This is a genomic window from Acinetobacter venetianus RAG-1 = CIP 110063 (assembly GCF_000368585.1).
In the GTDB taxonomy this organism is placed as follows: Bacteria; Pseudomonadota; Gammaproteobacteria; order Pseudomonadales; family Moraxellaceae; genus Acinetobacter; species Acinetobacter venetianus.
The window spans coordinates 1,138,077-1,156,464 of record NZ_KB849558.1; the positions used below are offsets into that span (position 1 = coordinate 1,138,077).

The 18,388-nt window shown below is 38.1% G+C and carries 15 protein-coding genes; 10 read left to right on the forward strand and 5 right to left on the reverse strand.

Annotation, left to right across the window (positions count from 1 at the left end; genetic code table 11):
- Window positions 1-322 precede the first annotated feature (322 nt).
- Window positions 323-595, reverse strand: a complete 273-nt coding sequence (locus F959_RS10950; RefSeq protein ID WP_004880128.1) for a hypothetical protein — start codon at window positions 593-595, stop codon at window positions 323-325.
- A 377-nt stretch (window positions 596-972) separates the two neighbouring features.
- On the opposite strand from F959_RS10950, the gene F959_RS10955 reads away from it, so the two are divergent.
- From F959_RS10955 to F959_RS10990, 8 genes are all read left to right on the forward strand, one after another.
- Complete coding sequence (locus F959_RS10955; protein WP_004880131.1) at window positions 973-1,908, forward strand: ABC transporter ATP-binding protein; 936 nt, start codon at window positions 973-975, stop codon at window positions 1,906-1,908.
- Window positions 1,905-2,678 carry an ABC transporter permease gene (locus F959_RS10960; protein ID WP_004880132.1) on the forward strand — a complete coding sequence of 258 codons (774 nt, stop codon included), beginning with the start codon at window positions 1,905-1,907 and terminating at the stop codon, window positions 2,676-2,678. Before F959_RS10955 ends, F959_RS10960 begins: the two co-directional genes overlap by 4 nt.
- A complete protein-coding gene (gene queF, locus F959_RS10965) occupies window positions 2,675-3,490 on the forward strand; it encodes an NADPH-dependent 7-cyano-7-deazaguanine reductase QueF (protein ID WP_004880135.1) in 816 nt (271 codons plus the stop codon). Before F959_RS10960 ends, queF begins: the two co-directional genes overlap by 4 nt.
- A gap of 33 nt (window positions 3,491-3,523) precedes the next feature.
- Complete coding sequence (locus F959_RS10970) at window positions 3,524-4,183, forward strand: hypothetical protein (RefSeq protein WP_004880138.1); 660 nt, start codon at window positions 3,524-3,526, stop codon at window positions 4,181-4,183.
- Between the two features lie 165 nt (window positions 4,184-4,348).
- Window positions 4,349-5,491, forward strand: a complete 1,143-nt coding sequence (gene rodA / locus F959_RS10975) for a rod shape-determining protein RodA (protein ID WP_004880139.1) — start codon at window positions 4,349-4,351, stop codon at window positions 5,489-5,491.
- Window positions 5,492-5,510: 19 nt separating this feature from the next.
- The gene (mltB, locus tag F959_RS10980; protein WP_004880141.1) at window positions 5,511-6,512 is read left to right on the forward strand and encodes a lytic murein transglycosylase B; all 1,002 of its coding nucleotides are present in this window, start codon (window positions 5,511-5,513) and stop codon (window positions 6,510-6,512) included.
- A gap of 288 nt (window positions 6,513-6,800) precedes the next feature.
- The gene (locus tag F959_RS10985; RefSeq protein WP_004880143.1) at window positions 6,801-7,412 is read left to right on the forward strand and encodes a septal ring lytic transglycosylase RlpA family protein; all 612 of its coding nucleotides are present in this window, start codon (window positions 6,801-6,803) and stop codon (window positions 7,410-7,412) included.
- A gap of 148 nt (window positions 7,413-7,560) precedes the next feature.
- Complete coding sequence (locus F959_RS10990; protein ID WP_004880144.1) at window positions 7,561-8,013, forward strand: Mpo1 family 2-hydroxy fatty acid dioxygenase; 453 nt, start codon at window positions 7,561-7,563, stop codon at window positions 8,011-8,013.
- A 39-nt stretch (window positions 8,014-8,052) separates the two neighbouring features.
- Here the strand turns inward: F959_RS10990 and F959_RS10995 are convergent, their stop codons facing one another.
- On the reverse strand, window positions 8,053-8,523 hold the full coding sequence (locus F959_RS10995) for a DUF3465 domain-containing protein (RefSeq protein WP_004880146.1): 471 nt from the start codon (window positions 8,521-8,523) through the stop codon (window positions 8,053-8,055).
- Window positions 8,524-8,603: 80 nt separating this feature from the next.
- Entirely contained in the window at window positions 8,604-10,019 is a 1,416-nt protein-coding gene (sthA, locus tag F959_RS11000; protein WP_004880147.1) for a Si-specific NAD(P)(+) transhydrogenase, read from the reverse strand.
- A gap of 191 nt (window positions 10,020-10,210) precedes the next feature.
- On the opposite strand from sthA, the gene lipA reads away from it, so the two are divergent.
- Window positions 10,211-11,224: a lipoyl synthase gene (gene lipA, locus F959_RS11005; protein ID WP_004880149.1), complete on the forward strand. Its 1,014-nt coding sequence runs from the start codon at window positions 10,211-10,213 to the stop codon at window positions 11,222-11,224.
- A 346-nt stretch (window positions 11,225-11,570) separates the two neighbouring features.
- On the forward strand, window positions 11,571-13,274 hold the full coding sequence (locus F959_RS11010; protein ID WP_004880151.1) for a DUF4394 domain-containing protein: 1,704 nt from the start codon (window positions 11,571-11,573) through the stop codon (window positions 13,272-13,274).
- Between the two features lie 52 nt (window positions 13,275-13,326).
- On the opposite strand, the gene F959_RS11015 is transcribed toward F959_RS11010, so the two are convergent.
- Together F959_RS11015 and hrpA are read right to left on the reverse strand one after the other, a co-directional pair.
- Entirely contained in the window at window positions 13,327-14,433 is a 1,107-nt protein-coding gene (locus F959_RS11015) for a beta-ketoacyl-ACP synthase III (protein WP_004880155.1), read from the reverse strand.
- Window positions 14,434-14,479: 46 nt separating this feature from the next.
- Window positions 14,480-18,334 (reverse strand): ATP-dependent RNA helicase HrpA, encoded by a 3,855-nt coding sequence (hrpA, locus tag F959_RS11020; protein ID WP_004880157.1) that lies wholly within the window; start codon window positions 18,332-18,334, stop codon window positions 14,480-14,482.
- Between the last annotated feature and the right edge of the window lie 54 nt (window positions 18,335-18,388).

The window sequence follows — 18,388 nt, forward strand, 5'->3', positions numbered from 1 at the left end:
TGCTGAGTTTGTCATCGTTTAGATGATTTAGAAATGCAGGAACAGTTCCCGCTTGTTGAGTAATCAGTTTGTCATCGTTTAGATGATTTAGAAAAGCATCCGACATCCATTATTATCAGCTCTAAAGTTTGTCATCGTTTAGATGATTTAGAAAATACACTATTCTAGGTGAATTAATTTAATTTAGTTTGTCATCGTTTAGATGATTTAGAAATTTTACAGTATTAATTAATGCGATATGATAACGTTTGTCATCGTTTAGATGATTCATCTGACTTGTCTAATATCAAATGTTTTAGCTAAGTACTTTTAAAACAAATAGTTAGCTTTTAGCAATATTATTAAGAAACTCTGGCTCTAGCATAAAAAAATCTTTCCCAAAATTTTCTAAAGGAATTTCCGAAACATTAATTTGATATTCAATATCACCATTTAAAAAACTTTGTGATTTCTGTATCGAACGCTCCCAACCAAATTCCTTTCCGCATTGCATCAGTAAATACTGATAAACCTTTACATCATTAATTTTTAATAAGAATGTGTTATCAGATAACTGGTGAATCGAGACATTTTCAGAATATTGCACATCAATCATGATCTACCCCCTAGAATGAATAATAAATGATCAATATTTATCATTGTAGATAATTGATGTGATTTCAATTAATTTTTCATAATTATTAATAAGTTAAACCACATTTAAAACATAAATAACCACACAAGTCTCGATATGGCAAAAAATGTCACACTTTTGATTATTAATAATCGCTTAGGCTAAATATCTCAAATTTTCTTTCAAAGTGCTTACCACAGATGACTATCCAGATTTGGTCAACTAAGATAAATAAAATAGATGGTTTGCCCATCTCTGTAATCGTTCTGTTTTTAACACGCCATAAACCTATTTTTCTACTTGGTTTATTTTTTTATATCACTCAAAATACCCATCATATTTAACAACGTGAGACGTTCATGACTGATGCTTTGGTATTGAGTGATTTGTCCAAAACTTATCGTAATGGTTTTCAGGCGTTAAAAGGTATTGATCTAACTGTACCTGAAGGTGAGTTTTATGCCTTATTGGGGCCCAATGGTGCAGGAAAGTCGACTACGATTAGTATCATCAGTTCTTTAACTAAAAAAACATCTGGTTCAGTTGAGATTTTTGGTCATAACTTAGATACCCACCCCTCTCATGCAAAACAATGTCTTGGTGTTGTTCCTCAGGAATTTAACTTTGGTCAATTCGAAAAAACATTCGATATTTTAGTGACCCAAGCTGGATATTACGGAATTCCTAAAAAGTTAGCAGAACAACGTGCTGAACTATACTTAGAAAAATTAGGTTTATGGGATAAGCGTAATATCCAATCACGTATGTTATCTGGTGGTATGAAACGCCGTCTGATGATTGCACGCGCAATGATGCATGAACCAAAACTTCTTATTCTTGATGAGCCTACCGCTGGTGTAGATATTGAGTTACGTCGTTCAATGTGGGATTTCCTCATCGAAATGAATGAAAAAGGGACATCCATTATTCTCACAACGCATTATTTAGAAGAAGCTGAAATGCTATGTCGCCGTATTGCGATCATTGATCGTGGCGTCATTAAAGAAGATACCACTATGAAAGGTTTCCTCAATCAGCTCAATGAAGAAACATTTATATTTGACCTAGCAGATCCAATTACATCCATCAATTTCAACATTATTGGTTTTAAATTTAATCTCATCGACCCAGTGACATTAGAAGTTACAATGGATAAGGCTCATAGCATGAATGACTTATTCTTATTACTTCAATCACAAAATATCCAAGTTAGCAGTATGCGTAATAAGTCGAACCGTTTAGAAGAATTGTTCGTAAAAATGGTTGAGAAAAATCTTGCTGGAGCAGATCAATGAACTTCAATCAATTAAAAACAGCACTGTGGACTCTAGTTGTTAAAGAAATTCGTCGCTTTATGCGAATCTGGCCTCAAACATTACTTCCACCAGCGATCACGATGAGTTTGTACTTTGTGATCTTTGGTAATTTAGTTGGTTCTCGCATCGGTGAAATGGGTGGCTTTAGCTACATGCAATTCATTGTACCTGGCTTAATTATGATGGCAGTGATTACCAATAGTTATGCTAATGTTTCTTCCAGCTTCTTTAGTGCAAAATTTCAAAAGAGCATTGAAGAACTGATCATGAGCCCCGTACCATTACATTTAATTCTTTGGGGTTATGTTATAGGTGGTGTTTGTCGAGGTGTGTTGGTTGGCTTAATCGTAACCATCATGAGTCTATTCTTTACTCATTTAGAAATTTACAACCTCTTTGTGACTATATATACAGTCATTATTACTTCATTATTATTTTCGCTTGGTGGCTTTATTAATGCTGTTTATGCGAAATCGTTTGATGATATTTCGATTATCCCGACATTCGTATTGACACCACTTACCTATTTAGGTGGAGTTTTTTATGCCATCAGTGCTTTAAGCCCTTTTTGGCAAAATGTCTCTTTAATTAATCCAATTGTGTATATGGTCAATGCCTTCCGTTTTGGCATTCTAGGTCACAGTGACGTGAATGTTGCATTCTCTCTAGGTGTTGTGACCCTTTGTTGTGTTGTCCTCTATGCAGTTGCATATCATTTATTAGCTCGTGGTTCAGGAATGCGTGAATGAGTGTTGAACATTCTTTATTGGGGAAAGACACCCAATACCCTACTCAATATCAGCCAGAGGTTTTATTTCCAATCGCCCGTGCAGAATCGCGCAAGCAATATGCACATATTGAGGGTATCACCCAAGGTAAAGACTGGTGGCATGTTTTTGAAATTTCATGGCTCAATCAACTTGGACTACCTCAAGTTGCGATTGGTCGGATAACACTGCCTGCAAGTTCGCCCAACTTAATCGAATCTAAATCACTTAAGCTGTATTTTAACAGTTTAAACTTCACACAATTCGAGTCAAAACAAATATTCATCGAAACAGTTGAACGTGATTTATCAAATGCTGCCGGTGCTCAAATCAAATTAGATTTATTTCAAGTCGATGATTTAGAAATTTCTAAACCTAAAGGTATTTGTATTGATGATTTGATTCCTGAGCGTTTATCTGAGCATCCAGATTCAACATTATTACAACTTGATCAAACAACAGATGATCATGTTGAAATTGAGCTATATTCACATCTGTTAAGAAGTAACTGTCCAGTTACTGGTCAACCCGACTGGGGGACTGTTTTTATTCGTTTTCAAGGTAAAAAACCTTGTTATCGCAGCATTTTAGCTTATATTATCTCGTACCGTCAGCATAATGGTTTCCACGAACAATGCGTTGAACAAATATTCTCTGATATTTGGCAACTTTTGAAACCTGAAAAGCTTATGGTCTATGCAACTTATACTCGACGTGGTGGTTTAGATATTAATCCTTGTCGAGTATCTGATTTGTCATGGATGCCCGAGCCAATTCGCTTGGCGCGACAATAAAACGAATAAATTTGATATAGAGGACGTTCTTCAATGACCAGTTATTTCGGTATTCTTCCGTCAGCAAGTTTGAGTCAGGATATTCAACTTGCGCAAGCAAATCGTGATAGTAAAGAGCCACAATACCCTTTACGTGACAAAATTTCTCTTCAACTTACAGATGAGTTAATTGACACGATGCTCGTTCATTTGGTGCAACAATTTCCACCAAGCGAAAAACGAGATACGACTGAAGGACTTGCGATTAAAATTCGTGGCATTGTTGAAACTTTGATGAAACAGCTTTTAGGCAAAGCATCAAATGAGCAAGTTCTAGAATCATTAGCATTCATGGAAAAAAGCTTGTTCGTTGACAATGAAGGTCAGCAACGTATCGGTGCAGTTCTTCCTGATAGCCTTGTGGCAGACATGAAGAAAAGTTTTGCGGAAGTTGCAGCTGGAAATGGCAAAGAACAACGTGAAGCTTTAACAAAGCAGTTTAAAGCTTTTGCTGATGCTTTAATTCAACACTTTATGACAGACTTCAATAAAACATTGGGTCTCGGCATGGTAAAACGTGGTGTAGCAAGCGTTGCAACAAGTGGTGTTGAAACAGCTGTTCATATTGTGATTAAGAAATTAATTCCAAGCCTCAGCCAAGCTGAACTTGATGTATTCACAAAGCACTTTGATCAGTTATTGGTTCAAAAATAAGCTGTGATTTATAAAGAGGCGGTCATTGTAAAATGGTCGCCTTTTTTGTAGCAATTTTTATAAGAATAAAGTCGATATAAATGTCACAATTTCTAAATTTGCATTGTCTAAATCAGCGTTTATGTTAGCATTCGCGAAGCGTTGATTGACTAGATTTAGAATCGCATGGCACCAAGTTCACAATACAAATTTTTACGTCAAGCCCCTCGTGATGGTTTAAGTACAGCCACCCAGCCTTCCCGATGGCAACAGCTACATATTGATCCTTGGCTTTGTCTATTTTTGATTCTAAATGCAATGCTTGGTTTGACTGTTTTATACAGTGCTTCCGCCCAAGACGTTGGACTAGTCACTAAACAAGCAATTAGTTTCGCTATTGGCTTTGTCGTGATGTTTAGCTTGGCTCAGATCCCCCCAAAAGTTTATCAGGCATTTTCCCCCTACTTTTATATCTTTGGGGTTTTATCATTACTGGCTGTGATGATATTTGGTGAAGTCCGCATGGGCGCTCAACGTTGGATTGATATTCCTGGTTTTGGTAGTGTACAACCCAGTGAATTCATGAAAATCGGCATGCCAATGATGATTGCATGGTTTCTTTCACGTAAAGCATTACCACCGAGCTTTTCTCAGGTCATCCTTTCTTTAATGCTGATTGTTGTTCCGTTTTTATTAATCGCTGAACAACCTGACTTAGGAACTTCATTACTTGTACTTGCAAGTGGAATCTTTGTCCTGTTTTTAAGTGGACTTTCATGGAAATTGATCGCTGCTGCCGCGGGCGCTGCAGGCATAATTATTCCGATCGCTTGGGAATTTTTACTACATGATTATCAACGTCAACGTGTTTTAACGCTTTTTAACCCTGAGGCGGATGCACTAGGTACAGGTTGGAATATTATCCAATCGAAAACCGCTATTGGTTCAGGTGGTTTTTCAGGCAAAGGTTTCTTAGAAGGTACGCAATCACATCTTCACTTCTTACCAGAAGGACATACCGACTTTATTATTGCAGCTTATTCTGAAGAGTTTGGCTTGATTGGTGTTACCCTACTTATTCTGCTTTATTGTGCGATTATTATTAGAACTTTCCAAATCGGTTTACAAAGCTTCCATAACTATGGTCGCTTAGTTGCGGGTGCATTTGGTTTGTCGTTTTTTGTTTATGTATTTGTAAATGCAGGTATGGTCAGTGGTATTTTACCTGTTGTAGGTGTGCCTTTACCCTTTATGAGCTATGGCGGTACTGCAATCATCACACTGATGTCTACTTTTGGACTGGTTATGTCTATTCATACACACCGATAATGAGGAACTTAAAAAACATATGTTTCATCAAACTTTCAATAAAACTTTTAAATTTTTGACTTTAGGTGCCAGCTTATTTTTGAGCAGTAATTGGGCACAAGCAAACGAGTTTTATACTAATCCGAATTATCCAGCTTTTAAACAAAAAGCGATGACAACATATGGCTTGAGTAGTGAGCAAGTTGATGCAGCAATGAGTGGTGCTCGCAACTTACCTAATATTTTAAATATTATGACTCGCCCAGGTGAAAGTAAACCTTGGTATGAATATCGCTCTATGTTTTTAGTTGAAGGTACAATTCAACGTGGTGCTCGCTTTAAAGGTCAGTATGAAGATGCGCTCAATCGCGCAGAACAGCAATTTGGTGTCCCTAAAGCAGTCATATTGGGTATTTTAGGTGTAGAAACTGGATACGGTGCAAATAAAGGCTCTTTCATTACTCGAGATGCACTTGCAACACTTGCTTTTGGCTACCCACGCCGTGCTGAGTATTTTGGTGATGAATTAGCTGCGCTTATCTCTTGGACTTATAAAGAAGGCTATCCAACAAATAGTATTGTAGGTTCATACGCTGGTGCGATTGGCTATCCACAGTTTATGCCTAGTAATATTCAGAAGCTTGGTGTCGACTATGATGGAAATGGTCATATTGATCTAAGAAACTCTGCCGTTGATGCAATTGGTTCTATTGCAAACTATTTAGCTCAACATGGTTGGCAACGTGATCGACCAATTGGCTTTCAAGCACGCTACTTAGGCAATAACCCAGATAGTATAATTGCAAAGGATTTAACTCAACCAACTCCTTACGGAGAGTTGAAAAGATTAGGTATTGCGCCTATTGATCCACTTGTAAAAATTGATGATTTAGATTTGGTAAATGTCATCCAACTGCAAGATCAATTTGGTCCAATTTACTATATTACTTATCCTAATTTCCAAGTGATAACGACCTACAACAAAAGCCGTATGTATGCAACTGCAGTATGGTTATTAGGCACAGAAGTAGCTAGTCGATAGACTAGCTTTTTCACAACATTCTGAAAAGTCAATAAATTTTTAATTAAAAAAGTTTAAACAATCAGCAAAATTCATATTTTGTTACAATATTGGTTATTTTTTAATCCAAAACTGTAAGTTTTTGCCCTTTTTGTAACTATTTATCGTTAAAGACTAGACACACTTCGTAAGCGCTGAATATTATCGCCACAAGTTAAAGTAATTGCAAAAGTGAATAATTAGACATGTGCACTATATTTCAAGGTGGTTTTTTGAAATAGAAAAGCATGATCTCTAGGAGTTTATACAATGCAGTTTTCGCTAAAATATATTCTAGCGCTGACGGCAGGCTTAAGTTTAAGCCCGTTACATGCAGAAATGGTACAATCTTCATCATTAACTAATGATGTGGAAGGTTCCAACCTAGCTGCACGCGTTCTAAGCAAAGATTCTCAAAATTTTAATTCTCGTTTCTCTAACGTTAATAGTCTTTCAATCACTGAGAGTTCAGGTGACAAAGTCCGTCGCCAGACGATTGCTGCAAAGATCGATATCCCTGAAGAAGAGCCTTCAGTGATTGAAAAACTGAATACTGTTGCTTCAAACACCGTTCGTAAATTTACCCAAAATGGCGTTGCATCTTGGTATGGTCGTCAATTCCATGGTCGTAAAACTGCAAGTGGTGAAACATTCGATATGAATGCAATGACTGCTGCGCACCGTAGCCTTCCTTTAAACTGTTACATCCGCGTAACAAATAAAGACAATGGTAAAAGCGTAGTTGTAAAAGTAAATGATCGCGGGCCATTCCATGGTAATCGTGTGTTAGATCTTTCTTATGCCGCTGCGAAGCAACTAGGTATGTCTAGTGCAGGTACAGGTAATGTAAGTATTGAACGTGTCGATGGTCCAAACTCTTAATTTTTAAGTTTGGATACTCAACCAATAAAAGCCACTTATTAAAGTGGCTTTTATGTTTTTCAGCTTCTTGTTTTATTTTTGACCGCTATTAAATTCTTCGGTATATTGATGACATAACACATTGTCATTATTGCAAGGAGTGCGTGCTGTGAAATCAATAGATGAATGGTTTGATGAGTATAGCGATAGTCACCAAAATCAAACCAATAAGAAAATTCACTGGGTATGCGTCCCTGCTATTCTATTTTCAATAATTGGTATTCTCTCCCATTTTAGTATGCTACTTACCGCATTATTGCTTGTACTTACTTTAGTATTCTATGCTCGTTTAGATATCGTTTTAGCTGTTGCTATGGCAGCTTTACTTGCTGTAATGGCTTGGTTGATTGTGATTTTACCTGTAGGTGTTGGATTTTATATCGGCGTTTTTGTGATTGCTTGGATTGGACAATTTTATGGTCACAAAGTTGAAGGCAAGAAACCTTCATTCTTCAAAGACCTCCAGTTCCTCCTGATCGGCCCTGTATGGTGTATGGATGCTTATTTAGCTAAAATCCTACCTAAATGGAAATCTCGTCAAAAATTGGCGCTTACAAGCTAATTTAGCGCATATTTAAAAAATTAAAATTTAGGGAAGGTATTATTGATATACCTTTCCTTTATATTTCAGCCATCCATCAATATGTTTTCCGCGTGGATCATGATGAGTCCAATGAATAACACCACCTTTTTCGCTATATTCATATTCACCGTAGAACTCAACGATATCTCCTTTTTTAAGCCCCTCTATTCTTGGCGCTAAATCAATATTGTGCGCAATCAGAACGGTTAAACCATTTTCTAGTTTAAGAATCATTTTTTGATGTCTTGAACCTTCATTATCATCAGCCAAGATTGCTTTTACTTCACCTCTGGATTGAGCTTGAATATTGCTGCGTTGCTGCTGATAAGCTTGCATGATCTTTTGCTGATCATCTATGCTAAGTTGTTGCGCAGAATCCTGAAGATCAGAATTATTTAATGCGTTTTGTTTTAAATCTATACCGAAATATGTGGCAATAAGTAGAACTATAATTGCAACGATTACTAAATTATTTTTTTGAGTTTTCATATCAACCTTTTTTATCCAAAACAAATAGCAAAATGCCAATCATATAGATTGGCATTTTAATCTTACAATGTCTGTATCGCTTAGAATAGTCGATTCATACCATTCAAAGCAGCCACACGATATGCCTCAGCCATGGTTGGGTAGTTAAATGTGGTTTCTACAAAATATTTTAAGGTATTGTTTGGGCTATGCATAACGACCTGACCAATGTGAATAATCTCAGCCGCATTGTTACCAAAGCAGTGAATACCTAACACCTCTAATGTATCGCGGTGGAATAAGATTTTTAATTCGCCAACAGTATCCCCCGTAATTTGCGCACGCGCTAAATGACGGAAAGATGCCTGACCTACTTCATATGGTACTTTTTCTTCAGTTAGCTCTTGTTCAGTTTTACCGATCGAAGAAATTTCTGGAATGGTATAAATTCCAGTCGGCACATCTTTGATTGGTTTAACATTCTTTTCGCCAACCATGTTAGCACCAGCACAGCGCCCTTGGTCATATGCTGCTGAAGCAAGTGATGGCCAACCGATTACATCACCTGCAGCAAAAATATTTTCTGCTTCAGTTTGATATTGATCATTTACCGTTAATTGACCACGGCTGTTCGGCACTAAACCAACATTTTCCAAACCTAGACCATCGGTATTTCCTGAACGACCATTACACCATAGGATCGCATCCGCTTTGATTTTCTTACCACTTAATAAATGCAGAACGACATGATCATCAAAAGTTTCAAGTCGATCAATTTGCTCATTATGGCGAATCAATACACCTTGTTCACGTAAGTGATAAGAAAGCGCATCTGCGATTTCATCATCTAAATAACTTAATAATTTTTGCTGAGTATTGATCAAATCAACTTTGTGATCTAAACCGATAAAAATTGACGCGTATTCACAACCAATAACGCCTGCACCATAAATGATGATTTTTTGAATTGCGAAATCCAAATCAAGGATTTTGTCCGAATCAAAAACACGTGGATGCGTAAAATCTAAACCTTGAGGTTGATAAGGGCGACTTCCTGTTGCGATCACAATTTGCTTGCAAATGATCGTGTCTTTGATTCCATCTGGTCCAAAGATCAAAACAGTATTTTTATCTTGGATGTATGCACGACCGTGAAATACATCAATTTTGTTGCGATCATAGAAACGAGTATGCGTATCTACTTGTTGTTGAATCACTTTATGAGCATTACGTAATACTTGTTTCATAGTGAATTGTTTCCATTCACCTACTTTTTGAAACATTGGATCACGTTGATAACGGATAATACTTGATACTGTTTGACGCAATGCCTTACTTGGGATTGTACCTACGTGTGCACAGTTACCACCGAGTTGATCACGAACATCAACAATTGCAACACGTCTACCTGCTTTAGCTAGCTTCATTGCCGCGCCTTCACCAGCTGGGCCAGAACCGAGAACTACTGCATCAAATTTAACAATGTTCCCACCAACGACCTCTTTCTTACGTGGCATTCAAAGCTCCTTTAATTTCTAACCGTTTATTGCTTAATATATGATAACTAATATGCAGCGGGTTGATGTATTTCTCAACCATATATTTTTATATATTCACATTTTCAAAATGAATACCTGTTTTCAACCTAAAAACCTATAAATTTGACTATAATATTCCAGTATTTCAAGTCAAAGGTTGTGGAAAATATATGTCTGAACACCGTAAACCTGAACAGGGTATAAAACTTCGTGGCGCAGAAAAAGTCGCAAGAATTCCTGTTAAAGTTATTCCTACGGTTGAAGTACCTCGTAAACCAGACTGGATTCGCGTCAAAATGACTGCACCTGAAGAGGTTCAGCGTATAAAAACAACTCTACGTTCGCAAAAACTCCATACTGTTTGTGAAGAAGCTGCCTGCCCTAACCTACCTGAGTGTTTTGGTGGTGGTACTGCGACTTTTATGATTATGGGCGATATTTGTACTCGCCGTTGTCCGTTCTGTGATGTTGCACATGGTCGACCAAATGCTCTCGATCCTGATGAGCCACGTCACATGGCAGAAACCATTTCTAATCTAGGTCTTAAATACGCAGTGATTACCTCTGTAGACCGTGATGATTTGCTAGATGGTGGTGCTCAACATTTTGTTGACTGTATTAAAGAAGCTCGTGAGTTAAGCCCAAAAACATTATTAGAAATTTTGGTTCCTGATTTCCGTGGTCGTATGGATATTGCCTTACGTATCATGACTGAATGCCCACCAGACGTTTTCAATCATAATATTGAAACTGTTCCTCGTCTGTATAAGGCAATGCGTCCTGGTTCAGACTATCAGCACTCTTTAAATCTATTAAAAATGTTTAAAGAATACTGCCCTGATGTCCCAACTAAATGTGGTTTGATGGTCGGCATTGGTGAAACTGAAGAAGAAGTTATTGCATTACTCGATGATCTTCGTGCGCACGATGTAGATTACGTGACCATTGGTCAATATCTACAACCATCGAAGCAACATGCTCCAATTGACCGTTTTGTGACACCAGAAGAGTTTGAGCGCTATGCTGAACATGGTCGTAAACTCGGTTTCCGTAACATTTGGTCTGCGCCAATGGTTCGCTCAAGTTACTTTGCTGATCGTCAATATCACGGCGAACCAGTTCCAGCAGTACGTCGTAAAGTTGACCTAGCTAAAAAGATCGCAGTTCAAACTGTAGAAGCCTAAGCTTTGAAACTGATAAAAAGAGGACATAAGTGTTCTCTTTTTATTTCCAAAAATTTACATTGATTATAAATCCAATGTTTCTTAGCGCCCGTGAATTCGGCGTGAATAATTACAACATAGAACTCAAATACAGAAAAATCACATAAAAACATTGTTTTACTTATTGCTCCCCCACGAATAACCTATTTACAAGAAAAAAGATCATTGAAAATAAAAAGCTAGAAAATTTTCAGTTTTTTTATTCAAAACTTTTTACTGAGCATAAAACAACACAAGAAGCGAAAACTTTAATTGCGTTATTGGATCAGTTAACGCTTTCTTAGCAAACAATATCAGGATGAAAATAATGAATAAACAACTTGCTACACTGACCGTAACCGCACTCACGAGTCTGGCACTATTCGGCTGTAACAGTGACTCAAACAATGATACTGAATCATCAAGCTCCAATACTGGTGATACCTTAATTCTCACCAGCAACGGTATGATTAGTTCAGTTGACCGTATGATGCCAAATAAAATCGTATCCAACATGAAAGTTAAAGGTCTTCTATCAGGTGATGAGCTTGTAGGTATAGATTACAGACCTAAAAATAGTATGCTCTATGCAGTAGGATTATTAGGAAATATCTATACCCTTAACCCATCAACGGGTGTTGCTACTTTTGTTAAAAAGCTCGTTGCTGATCCAAATGATACGACTGACGGAAATGCGCCTTTTAGTAAAATTATGGGTGATGCCAATTTAATTACAGTGAACTTCAACCCAGTCGCGGATCGACTACGGGTCATGACCAACACAGGACAAAACTTACGAATAAATGTTGATACTGGTGCCACAATTACAGATGGTACTCTTAGTTTAACGGGTAGTAGCCCAGCAGTCATTGCAGGAGCATACACCAATGCATTTGACGGTACTGGCTCAACTAAGCTCTATAGTATTGACCAAAACTCTGATCGAATTTATCTACAAAATGCCAATGCAGGCACACTTGGTATATCTACCATGCTGGGTGACGATGTAAATACAAATGGTGGCGGTGGCTTCGACATTGATCCAGTCAATAATGTTGGATTTGCAGCATTAAAACTCAACACTGGGAATTATAAATTTTATCAACTTAATCTTGCCAATGTCGGAACAAGCAATGCTGCTATTTTTGCAATGGGTGATTTGGCAACAAGCTTTAATTCAATCGGTGTTCGAGGTATTGCACTAAAACGGGCCAACGATGCAAGGGCACAAGGTTTTGGTCTTACTCAAAATAATAAATTAGTAAGTTTTGCTTTAAATAACCCAAATATGGTGACAGAAAAAAATATTACAGGTCTATTAGTTGATGAGAAGTTTATCGGGATTGATTATCGCCTTAGAACGATGACAGACCATTCAGGAAAATTGTATGGTCTGACCAATAAAGCCAATATTTATACAATTAATACAGATTCAGGTGTTAGCACCTTGGTTTCTTCTCTAAAAGCAGCAATGGGAAGTAGCTATACAACTTTAGATGGTACAAGCTTCGCTGTAGACTTTAATCCAGCGGCTGATCGTTTACGTGTGATAAGCAATACTGGGCAGAATTTAAGAATCAATGTCGATACTGGAGACACCATTAAAGACGGTGATTTAAATGGCGTAATGAACGCCAAAGTTACAGCGGCGGCTTATACTAATAGCTTCAAGACTTCAGTGACAGGTTTAGGTACAGAATTGTTTGATTTAGATCAGATGAGTCAAATGCTTCTTAAACAAAGCCCACCAAACGACGGTACACTAAATAGTATTGGTAATCTTGGTATTAACCTCGGAACTGATAATGGTTTTGATATTGCGGGCGGTGACAATGGCTATGCTCTTGCAACGGTTTCAGGTAGTACAGGTCCATCTATTCTCTATCGAATTGATTTGAATAGCGACACCACTATTACCACTCCACGAGCAAGATTTGCATTGAGTGCCGATGGTATGCCAAGCTCAGCAGCCTCTACAATCGGTAATAGCACAACTCCTCCACTCATTGATTTAGCGATTCTTTTAAAATAAGACATAAAAAAACACCACATGATTACATGTGGTGTTTTTTATTTATAAATGCTTAAGCAATATGCTTTTGTACTACGATTGAACCAACCGAATAACCCGCACCAAATGATGAAATCACTGCATATTCACCATTGTTGACTTGCTCACCTGTACGGTGCATTGCAATGATTACACCAGCAGAAGAAGTATTAGCAAACTCATCTAAAATAATTGGTGCACGATCTAAATCAGCATCTTTACCAACCACCAATTTTAAAATCAGTTCATTCATATTGGCATTGGCTTGATGCAACCAGAAACGTTTCACCTGTTCAGGTGTTAATTCTAATTTCTCTAATTGCGCAGTAATAATTTTTGCAACTAGCGGACAAACTTCTTTAAATACCTTACGTCCATCTTGACGGAACAATTTATCGTCAACCACTGCATCCTCACTACGGTTTAAGAAACCAAAGTTATTGCGAATGTTATTTGAGAATTGGGTAAATAAATGAATATCTAAGATTTCATAACCTGATTTTGTTTCAGTTTCTTCAATAATCGAAGCTGTCGCAACATCACCAAAAATAAAGTGAGCATCACGAGTACGATAATCTAAGTGACCTGATGTAATTTCGACATTTAGCAATAAAACACGGCGAGCACCACATTTCACAGCATCATAAGCTTGCTTTAAACCAAATGTTGCAGCAGAACAGGCTACATTCATATCGTAAGCATAACCCTGAATACCAAGTGCAGACTGAATTTCAATCGCAACTGCTGGATAGGCACGTTGCATATTGGAACAAGCCAAAATAACTACATCAATATCTTCCGCTGTTACGCCTGCATTTTCCATTGCTTGTTTCGCGGCGATAACACCCCACTCTGCTTGCAGGGAAAGTTCTTCATTGCTACGTTCTTGTAAATGTGGACGCAAACGCTTTGGATCTAAAATCCCTGATTTTTCTACGACATAACGGCTTTTGATGCCAGATGCTTTTTCAATAAATTCAGGACTTGAACCACGTAGAGCTTCTAGCTCGCCTGCTTCAATTTTATCTGCATTTTCTTGATTATATTGTTCTACATAAGCATTTAAACTTTCTACCAATTCTTCATTGGAAATAGATTCGGTCGGGTGAAATAGACCTGTACCTGTTATACGGATGCCCATGTAAAACTCCTGTAAAGAATGGTTCTAGCTTTCATCATTGCTCAGTTTAACCGATTGCTAAACAATCCCATAGTTTTTGTAATCTATTTGGCGAAATTGGCATCTTTGTTTTCATCGGTTGAGAAAATAAAGAAATACGAAGCTCTTCCAACATCAAATACAATTCTTTGATTTTAGGATCATTTTTAAATTTAAACACTTTGTCCATCCAAGGATCGACATCATCAATTGCAGCAAGGTCACGTTGTAGATTATTTGGCAAACGATCTAAACGCAATAGCAGTGCTTTCAAATAACGCGGGTATTCCTGCCAAATTTCAGTAGGTCGCGTATAAACAAAGTTAGCTAAAGACATTAAATCAAGTTGGTCCTCAATGTCATCTACACTCCGACCAAAGATAGTTTGATCTAGCACAAGTAATTCTCGACGAATTTGCTGCCACTGTGTAAAGATCTCGGTGAGATCACTTAATGCTTGCTGTCCATTGGCTAAAAATTGCTTTTTAGTATCTTGCAACAGCTTTTCAAACTCATCTGCATTTTTAGGAAGCACTGTAATCGACAGCTGTAAAGTTGCATAAACCAACAATTGTTCAAGCTTTGCGCGTTCACCTAATGGTGAGTATGAGAGTGCCAATGGTTTAGAAATTTGCTTTTTCAACTGGCGGATTAGATCTCCCAATTGCATATGAATTAGGCGAATAATCCCCTCTCGATGTTGTTTAATCGCTTCTTCTTGATCATTGAATGTTTGAACCACCACGCCAGATTCATCTTTGCTCTCAAGTTCAGCAAATGATTTAGTTGGAACTAAAGCTTGATACTGCTTAACAACAACCCCTGTGACCTTTTGTGAAGCCTCAAAAATAAAACTTTCAGGGAATGTTTGAAATTCACCTTGTTGCTGCTTGACAGGTCGATGTGTTTCAACTCGACAACGTGCTTTTAATTCATCTAAATCACGACCTTGTGCAATCAGCTTGCCTTTTTCATCAACCACCTTAATAAAAGGCACAAGATATTGGTCAATACGCTCAAATGAAAAATCTTTTTCTGTAATCTGCTCACCACGTAAAGCAAAAGCTAGATAAGTGAATAAATGCTCACGTAAATGGATTGCATCTATACCTTTGATTAATTTTCTAGCTGTGTCTGGAATAGGCACGAGATTGCGACGCTTATCTTTTGGTAATGCTTTGAGCAATGCTTCGATTAAATCTTGTCTCCAGCCGGGTATGCCCCACGACCACTGTTTCTCATCAACTTGTGGTAGTGCTTGCACTGGAATCTTAACCGTTGCTCCATCTTCATCATGGCTTGGATCGAAGCGATAGCTTGCAGCCAAACGCAGCTGACCATTATGTAGATAATCAGGAAATTGTTGTGTTGTTGGTCGATCATTGAGCCACAGCGCATCATCTTCAACGAAAAGATAACGTGGCTCTTTAGATTCAACTGTAGCACGCCAATCTTCAAAGCTATGACGACTCGCAACATCAGTGGGCACTTTTGCGGCATAAAATTGGTAAATGGTTTCCTCATCTACCACCAAATCACGGCGACGTAATTTATCTTCAACTCGCTCAACTTCTTCTAGCTTGAGCAAGTTATGTTTTAAAAACGGTGGCGTTATTCCTAGATTCCCAGTCGTGAGTGCATCGCGCAAAAAGATTTCGTGCGCTGCTGGTTGATCTACTTTTTCAAAATTGATTAAACGCTTCGGTTCAATAATCAGACCAAATAATGAAATCTGCGCATAAGCATTGACCACGCCTGTTTTCTTTGACCAATGCGGTTCAAAGTAGTGATACTTCAACAAATCTCGCGCAGCTAATAAAATCCATTCAGGATCAATTTTTGCCAAGGTACGCAGATAAACTTGCGAAGTTTCTACCATCTCAAATGCCATGATCCAAGAGGTATTTGTCTTATGCAAGGTACTGGCTGGGAAGACTTTAGCTTTTTGCTGACGTACTGCCATAAAGGTATTACGCTCATCGGTTTTATTGGCGATGAATGAAAGCAAACCTGTTAATAATGCACGATGCAGATTTTCATAATTTGCACCTTTTTCATTAAAACTCAACTTCAAACTTTCAGCGAGCTCAACGAGTTGTTGATGTGTTTGTTTCCACTCTCGCAAACGTAACCAGCTCAAAAAGTGCTGACGTGCAAACTGACGACGCTTATTCTCAGATTGCGTATCTGGGCTAGTTTGCAACGTATTCCAAAGTTTTAAATAGAATAAAAAGTCTGAATCAGCTTCTTTAAATAGTGCATGCTTTTGATCTGCTTGCATTTGCTTATCAGCTGGGCGCTCCCGCGGATCTTGAATCGCCAAAGCACTCACAATAATCAAAGCTTCTTTGAGTACACCAAAGTGTGCACCACCAATAATCATCCGTGCTAAACGAGGATCAATTGGCATGCGTGCCATCATTTGTCCGACTTTTGTTAGCTCGTTTTTACGATCATTCAGTGCACCTAACTCGATCAGTAATTTACGACCATCATTGACTAAGCGAAAATCCGGTGGTTCAATAAAATCAAAGTCTTCTAAGCTACCTAAACCTAAACTTTGCATCTGTAAAATCACTGATGCTAAATTCGTTCGCTTAATCTCAGGTTCAGTAAACTCTGGTCGACTCATAAAGTCTTCTTCGCTATACAAGCGAATACACACACCTGCTGCAATACGACCACAACGACCTTTTCGTTGATTAGCAGCGGCTTGAGAAATGGCTTCAATTGGTAACCGTTGTACACGCGAACGATAGTTATAGCGAGAAATACGAGCAAAACCGCTATCAATCACATAACGAATATTCGGTACAGTTAAAGCGGTCTCTGCTACGTTCGTCGCAATGATGATACGTCGACCTTTACCACTTGGATTGAAAATCTTTTGTTGTTCAGCTAGTGCTAGACGAGCATACAAAGGTAGTACTTCGGTATGTCTTGGCCCATACTTTTGCAAGGTTTCTTGTAGCTCTCTGATCTCTTGTTCCGTACTGGCAAAAATCAAGATATCAGCATGCTCAGGATGACCTTTTCCTTCTGCGTCAGCAAAACATTCTTCTACTGCTTGAACCACTGCTCGGGGTAGGTTTTCTTCAAAATCATCGAACTCATCATCATCACTACCCACGATGCTGAGTTCTGAAATCGGACGATAACGTACTTCTACAGGAAAACTACGCCCTTCAACTTCAAAAATAGGCGCGTCATTAAAATACTGACTAAAGCGATTAACATCTAAAGTCGCCGAAGTCACAATCACTTTCAAATCTGGGCGCTTAGGTAAAAGCTGTTTGAGATAACCCATGATAAAGTCAATATTGAGTGAGCGCTCATGTGCCTCATCAATAATGATCGTGTCATATTTAGATAAAAAGCGGTCATTGGTTAACTCTGCTAACAAGATACCATCCGTCATTAATCGGACAATAGAATCTTGTGAACCTTGTTCATTGAAACGAACCTTAAAACCAATCGACTCACCTAGCTTTTCACCGACTTCTTCCGCAATACGTTGCGAAACACTACGTGCAGCCAAACGTCGTGGTTGAGTATGCCCAATCATCCCCGTTAATCCACGCCCTGCCAACATGGCAATTTGTGGAAGCTGTGTGGTTTTACCCGAACCCGTTTCACCTGCGACAATAATGACCTGATGCTGCTGAATCGCCTCAATTAAACGATCTGCATATTGCTTCACAGGTAAGTCTTGATTCAGTTTAATTTTAGGCAAACGTGCTAAACGCTGCTTAACTTTATGGTTCGACTTTTCAAAGAATTTTTCGATTTCAGCTGTTTCTGTTTTCTTATCTTTACGCAGTCTATTTAAACGGTGACGGTCACGTGCCATAACCAATTGATCTACATTTAAATGACTCTGCACTGAACAGCTTTCCTGAAAAATAAAATAATCGGCTATTTTACGCCTTAAACCCTT

Bases quoted from the DNA above. Each gene is read 5' to 3' on its own strand.
- F959_RS10950 (WP_004880128.1), bottom strand. From the start codon at position 595: ATGATTGATGTGCAATATTCTGAAAATGTCTCGATTCACCAGTTATCT.
- F959_RS10955 (WP_004880131.1), top strand. From the start codon at position 973: ATGACTGATGCTTTGGTATTGAGTGATTTGTCCAAAACTTATCGTAAT.
- F959_RS10960 (WP_004880132.1), top strand. From the start codon at position 1,905: ATGAACTTCAATCAATTAAAAACAGCACTGTGGACTCTAGTTGTTAAA.
- queF (WP_004880135.1), top strand. From the start codon at position 2,675: ATGAGTGTTGAACATTCTTTATTGGGGAAAGACACCCAATACCCTACT.
- F959_RS10970 (WP_004880138.1), top strand. From the start codon at position 3,524: ATGACCAGTTATTTCGGTATTCTTCCGTCAGCAAGTTTGAGTCAGGAT.
- rodA (WP_004880139.1), top strand. From the start codon at position 4,349: ATGGCACCAAGTTCACAATACAAATTTTTACGTCAAGCCCCTCGTGAT.
- mltB (WP_004880141.1), top strand. From the start codon at position 5,511: ATGTTTCATCAAACTTTCAATAAAACTTTTAAATTTTTGACTTTAGGT.
- F959_RS10985 (WP_004880143.1), top strand. From the start codon at position 6,801: ATGCAGTTTTCGCTAAAATATATTCTAGCGCTGACGGCAGGCTTAAGT.
- F959_RS10995 (WP_004880146.1), bottom strand. From the start codon at position 8,523: ATGAAAACTCAAAAAAATAATTTAGTAATCGTTGCAATTATAGTTCTA.
- sthA (WP_004880147.1), bottom strand. From the start codon at position 10,019: ATGCCACGTAAGAAAGAGGTCGTTGGTGGGAACATTGTTAAATTTGAT.
- lipA (WP_004880149.1), top strand. From the start codon at position 10,211: ATGTCTGAACACCGTAAACCTGAACAGGGTATAAAACTTCGTGGCGCA.
- F959_RS11010 (WP_004880151.1), top strand. From the start codon at position 11,571: ATGAATAAACAACTTGCTACACTGACCGTAACCGCACTCACGAGTCTG.
- F959_RS11015 (WP_004880155.1), bottom strand. From the start codon at position 14,433: ATGGGCATCCGTATAACAGGTACAGGTCTATTTCACCCGACCGAATCT.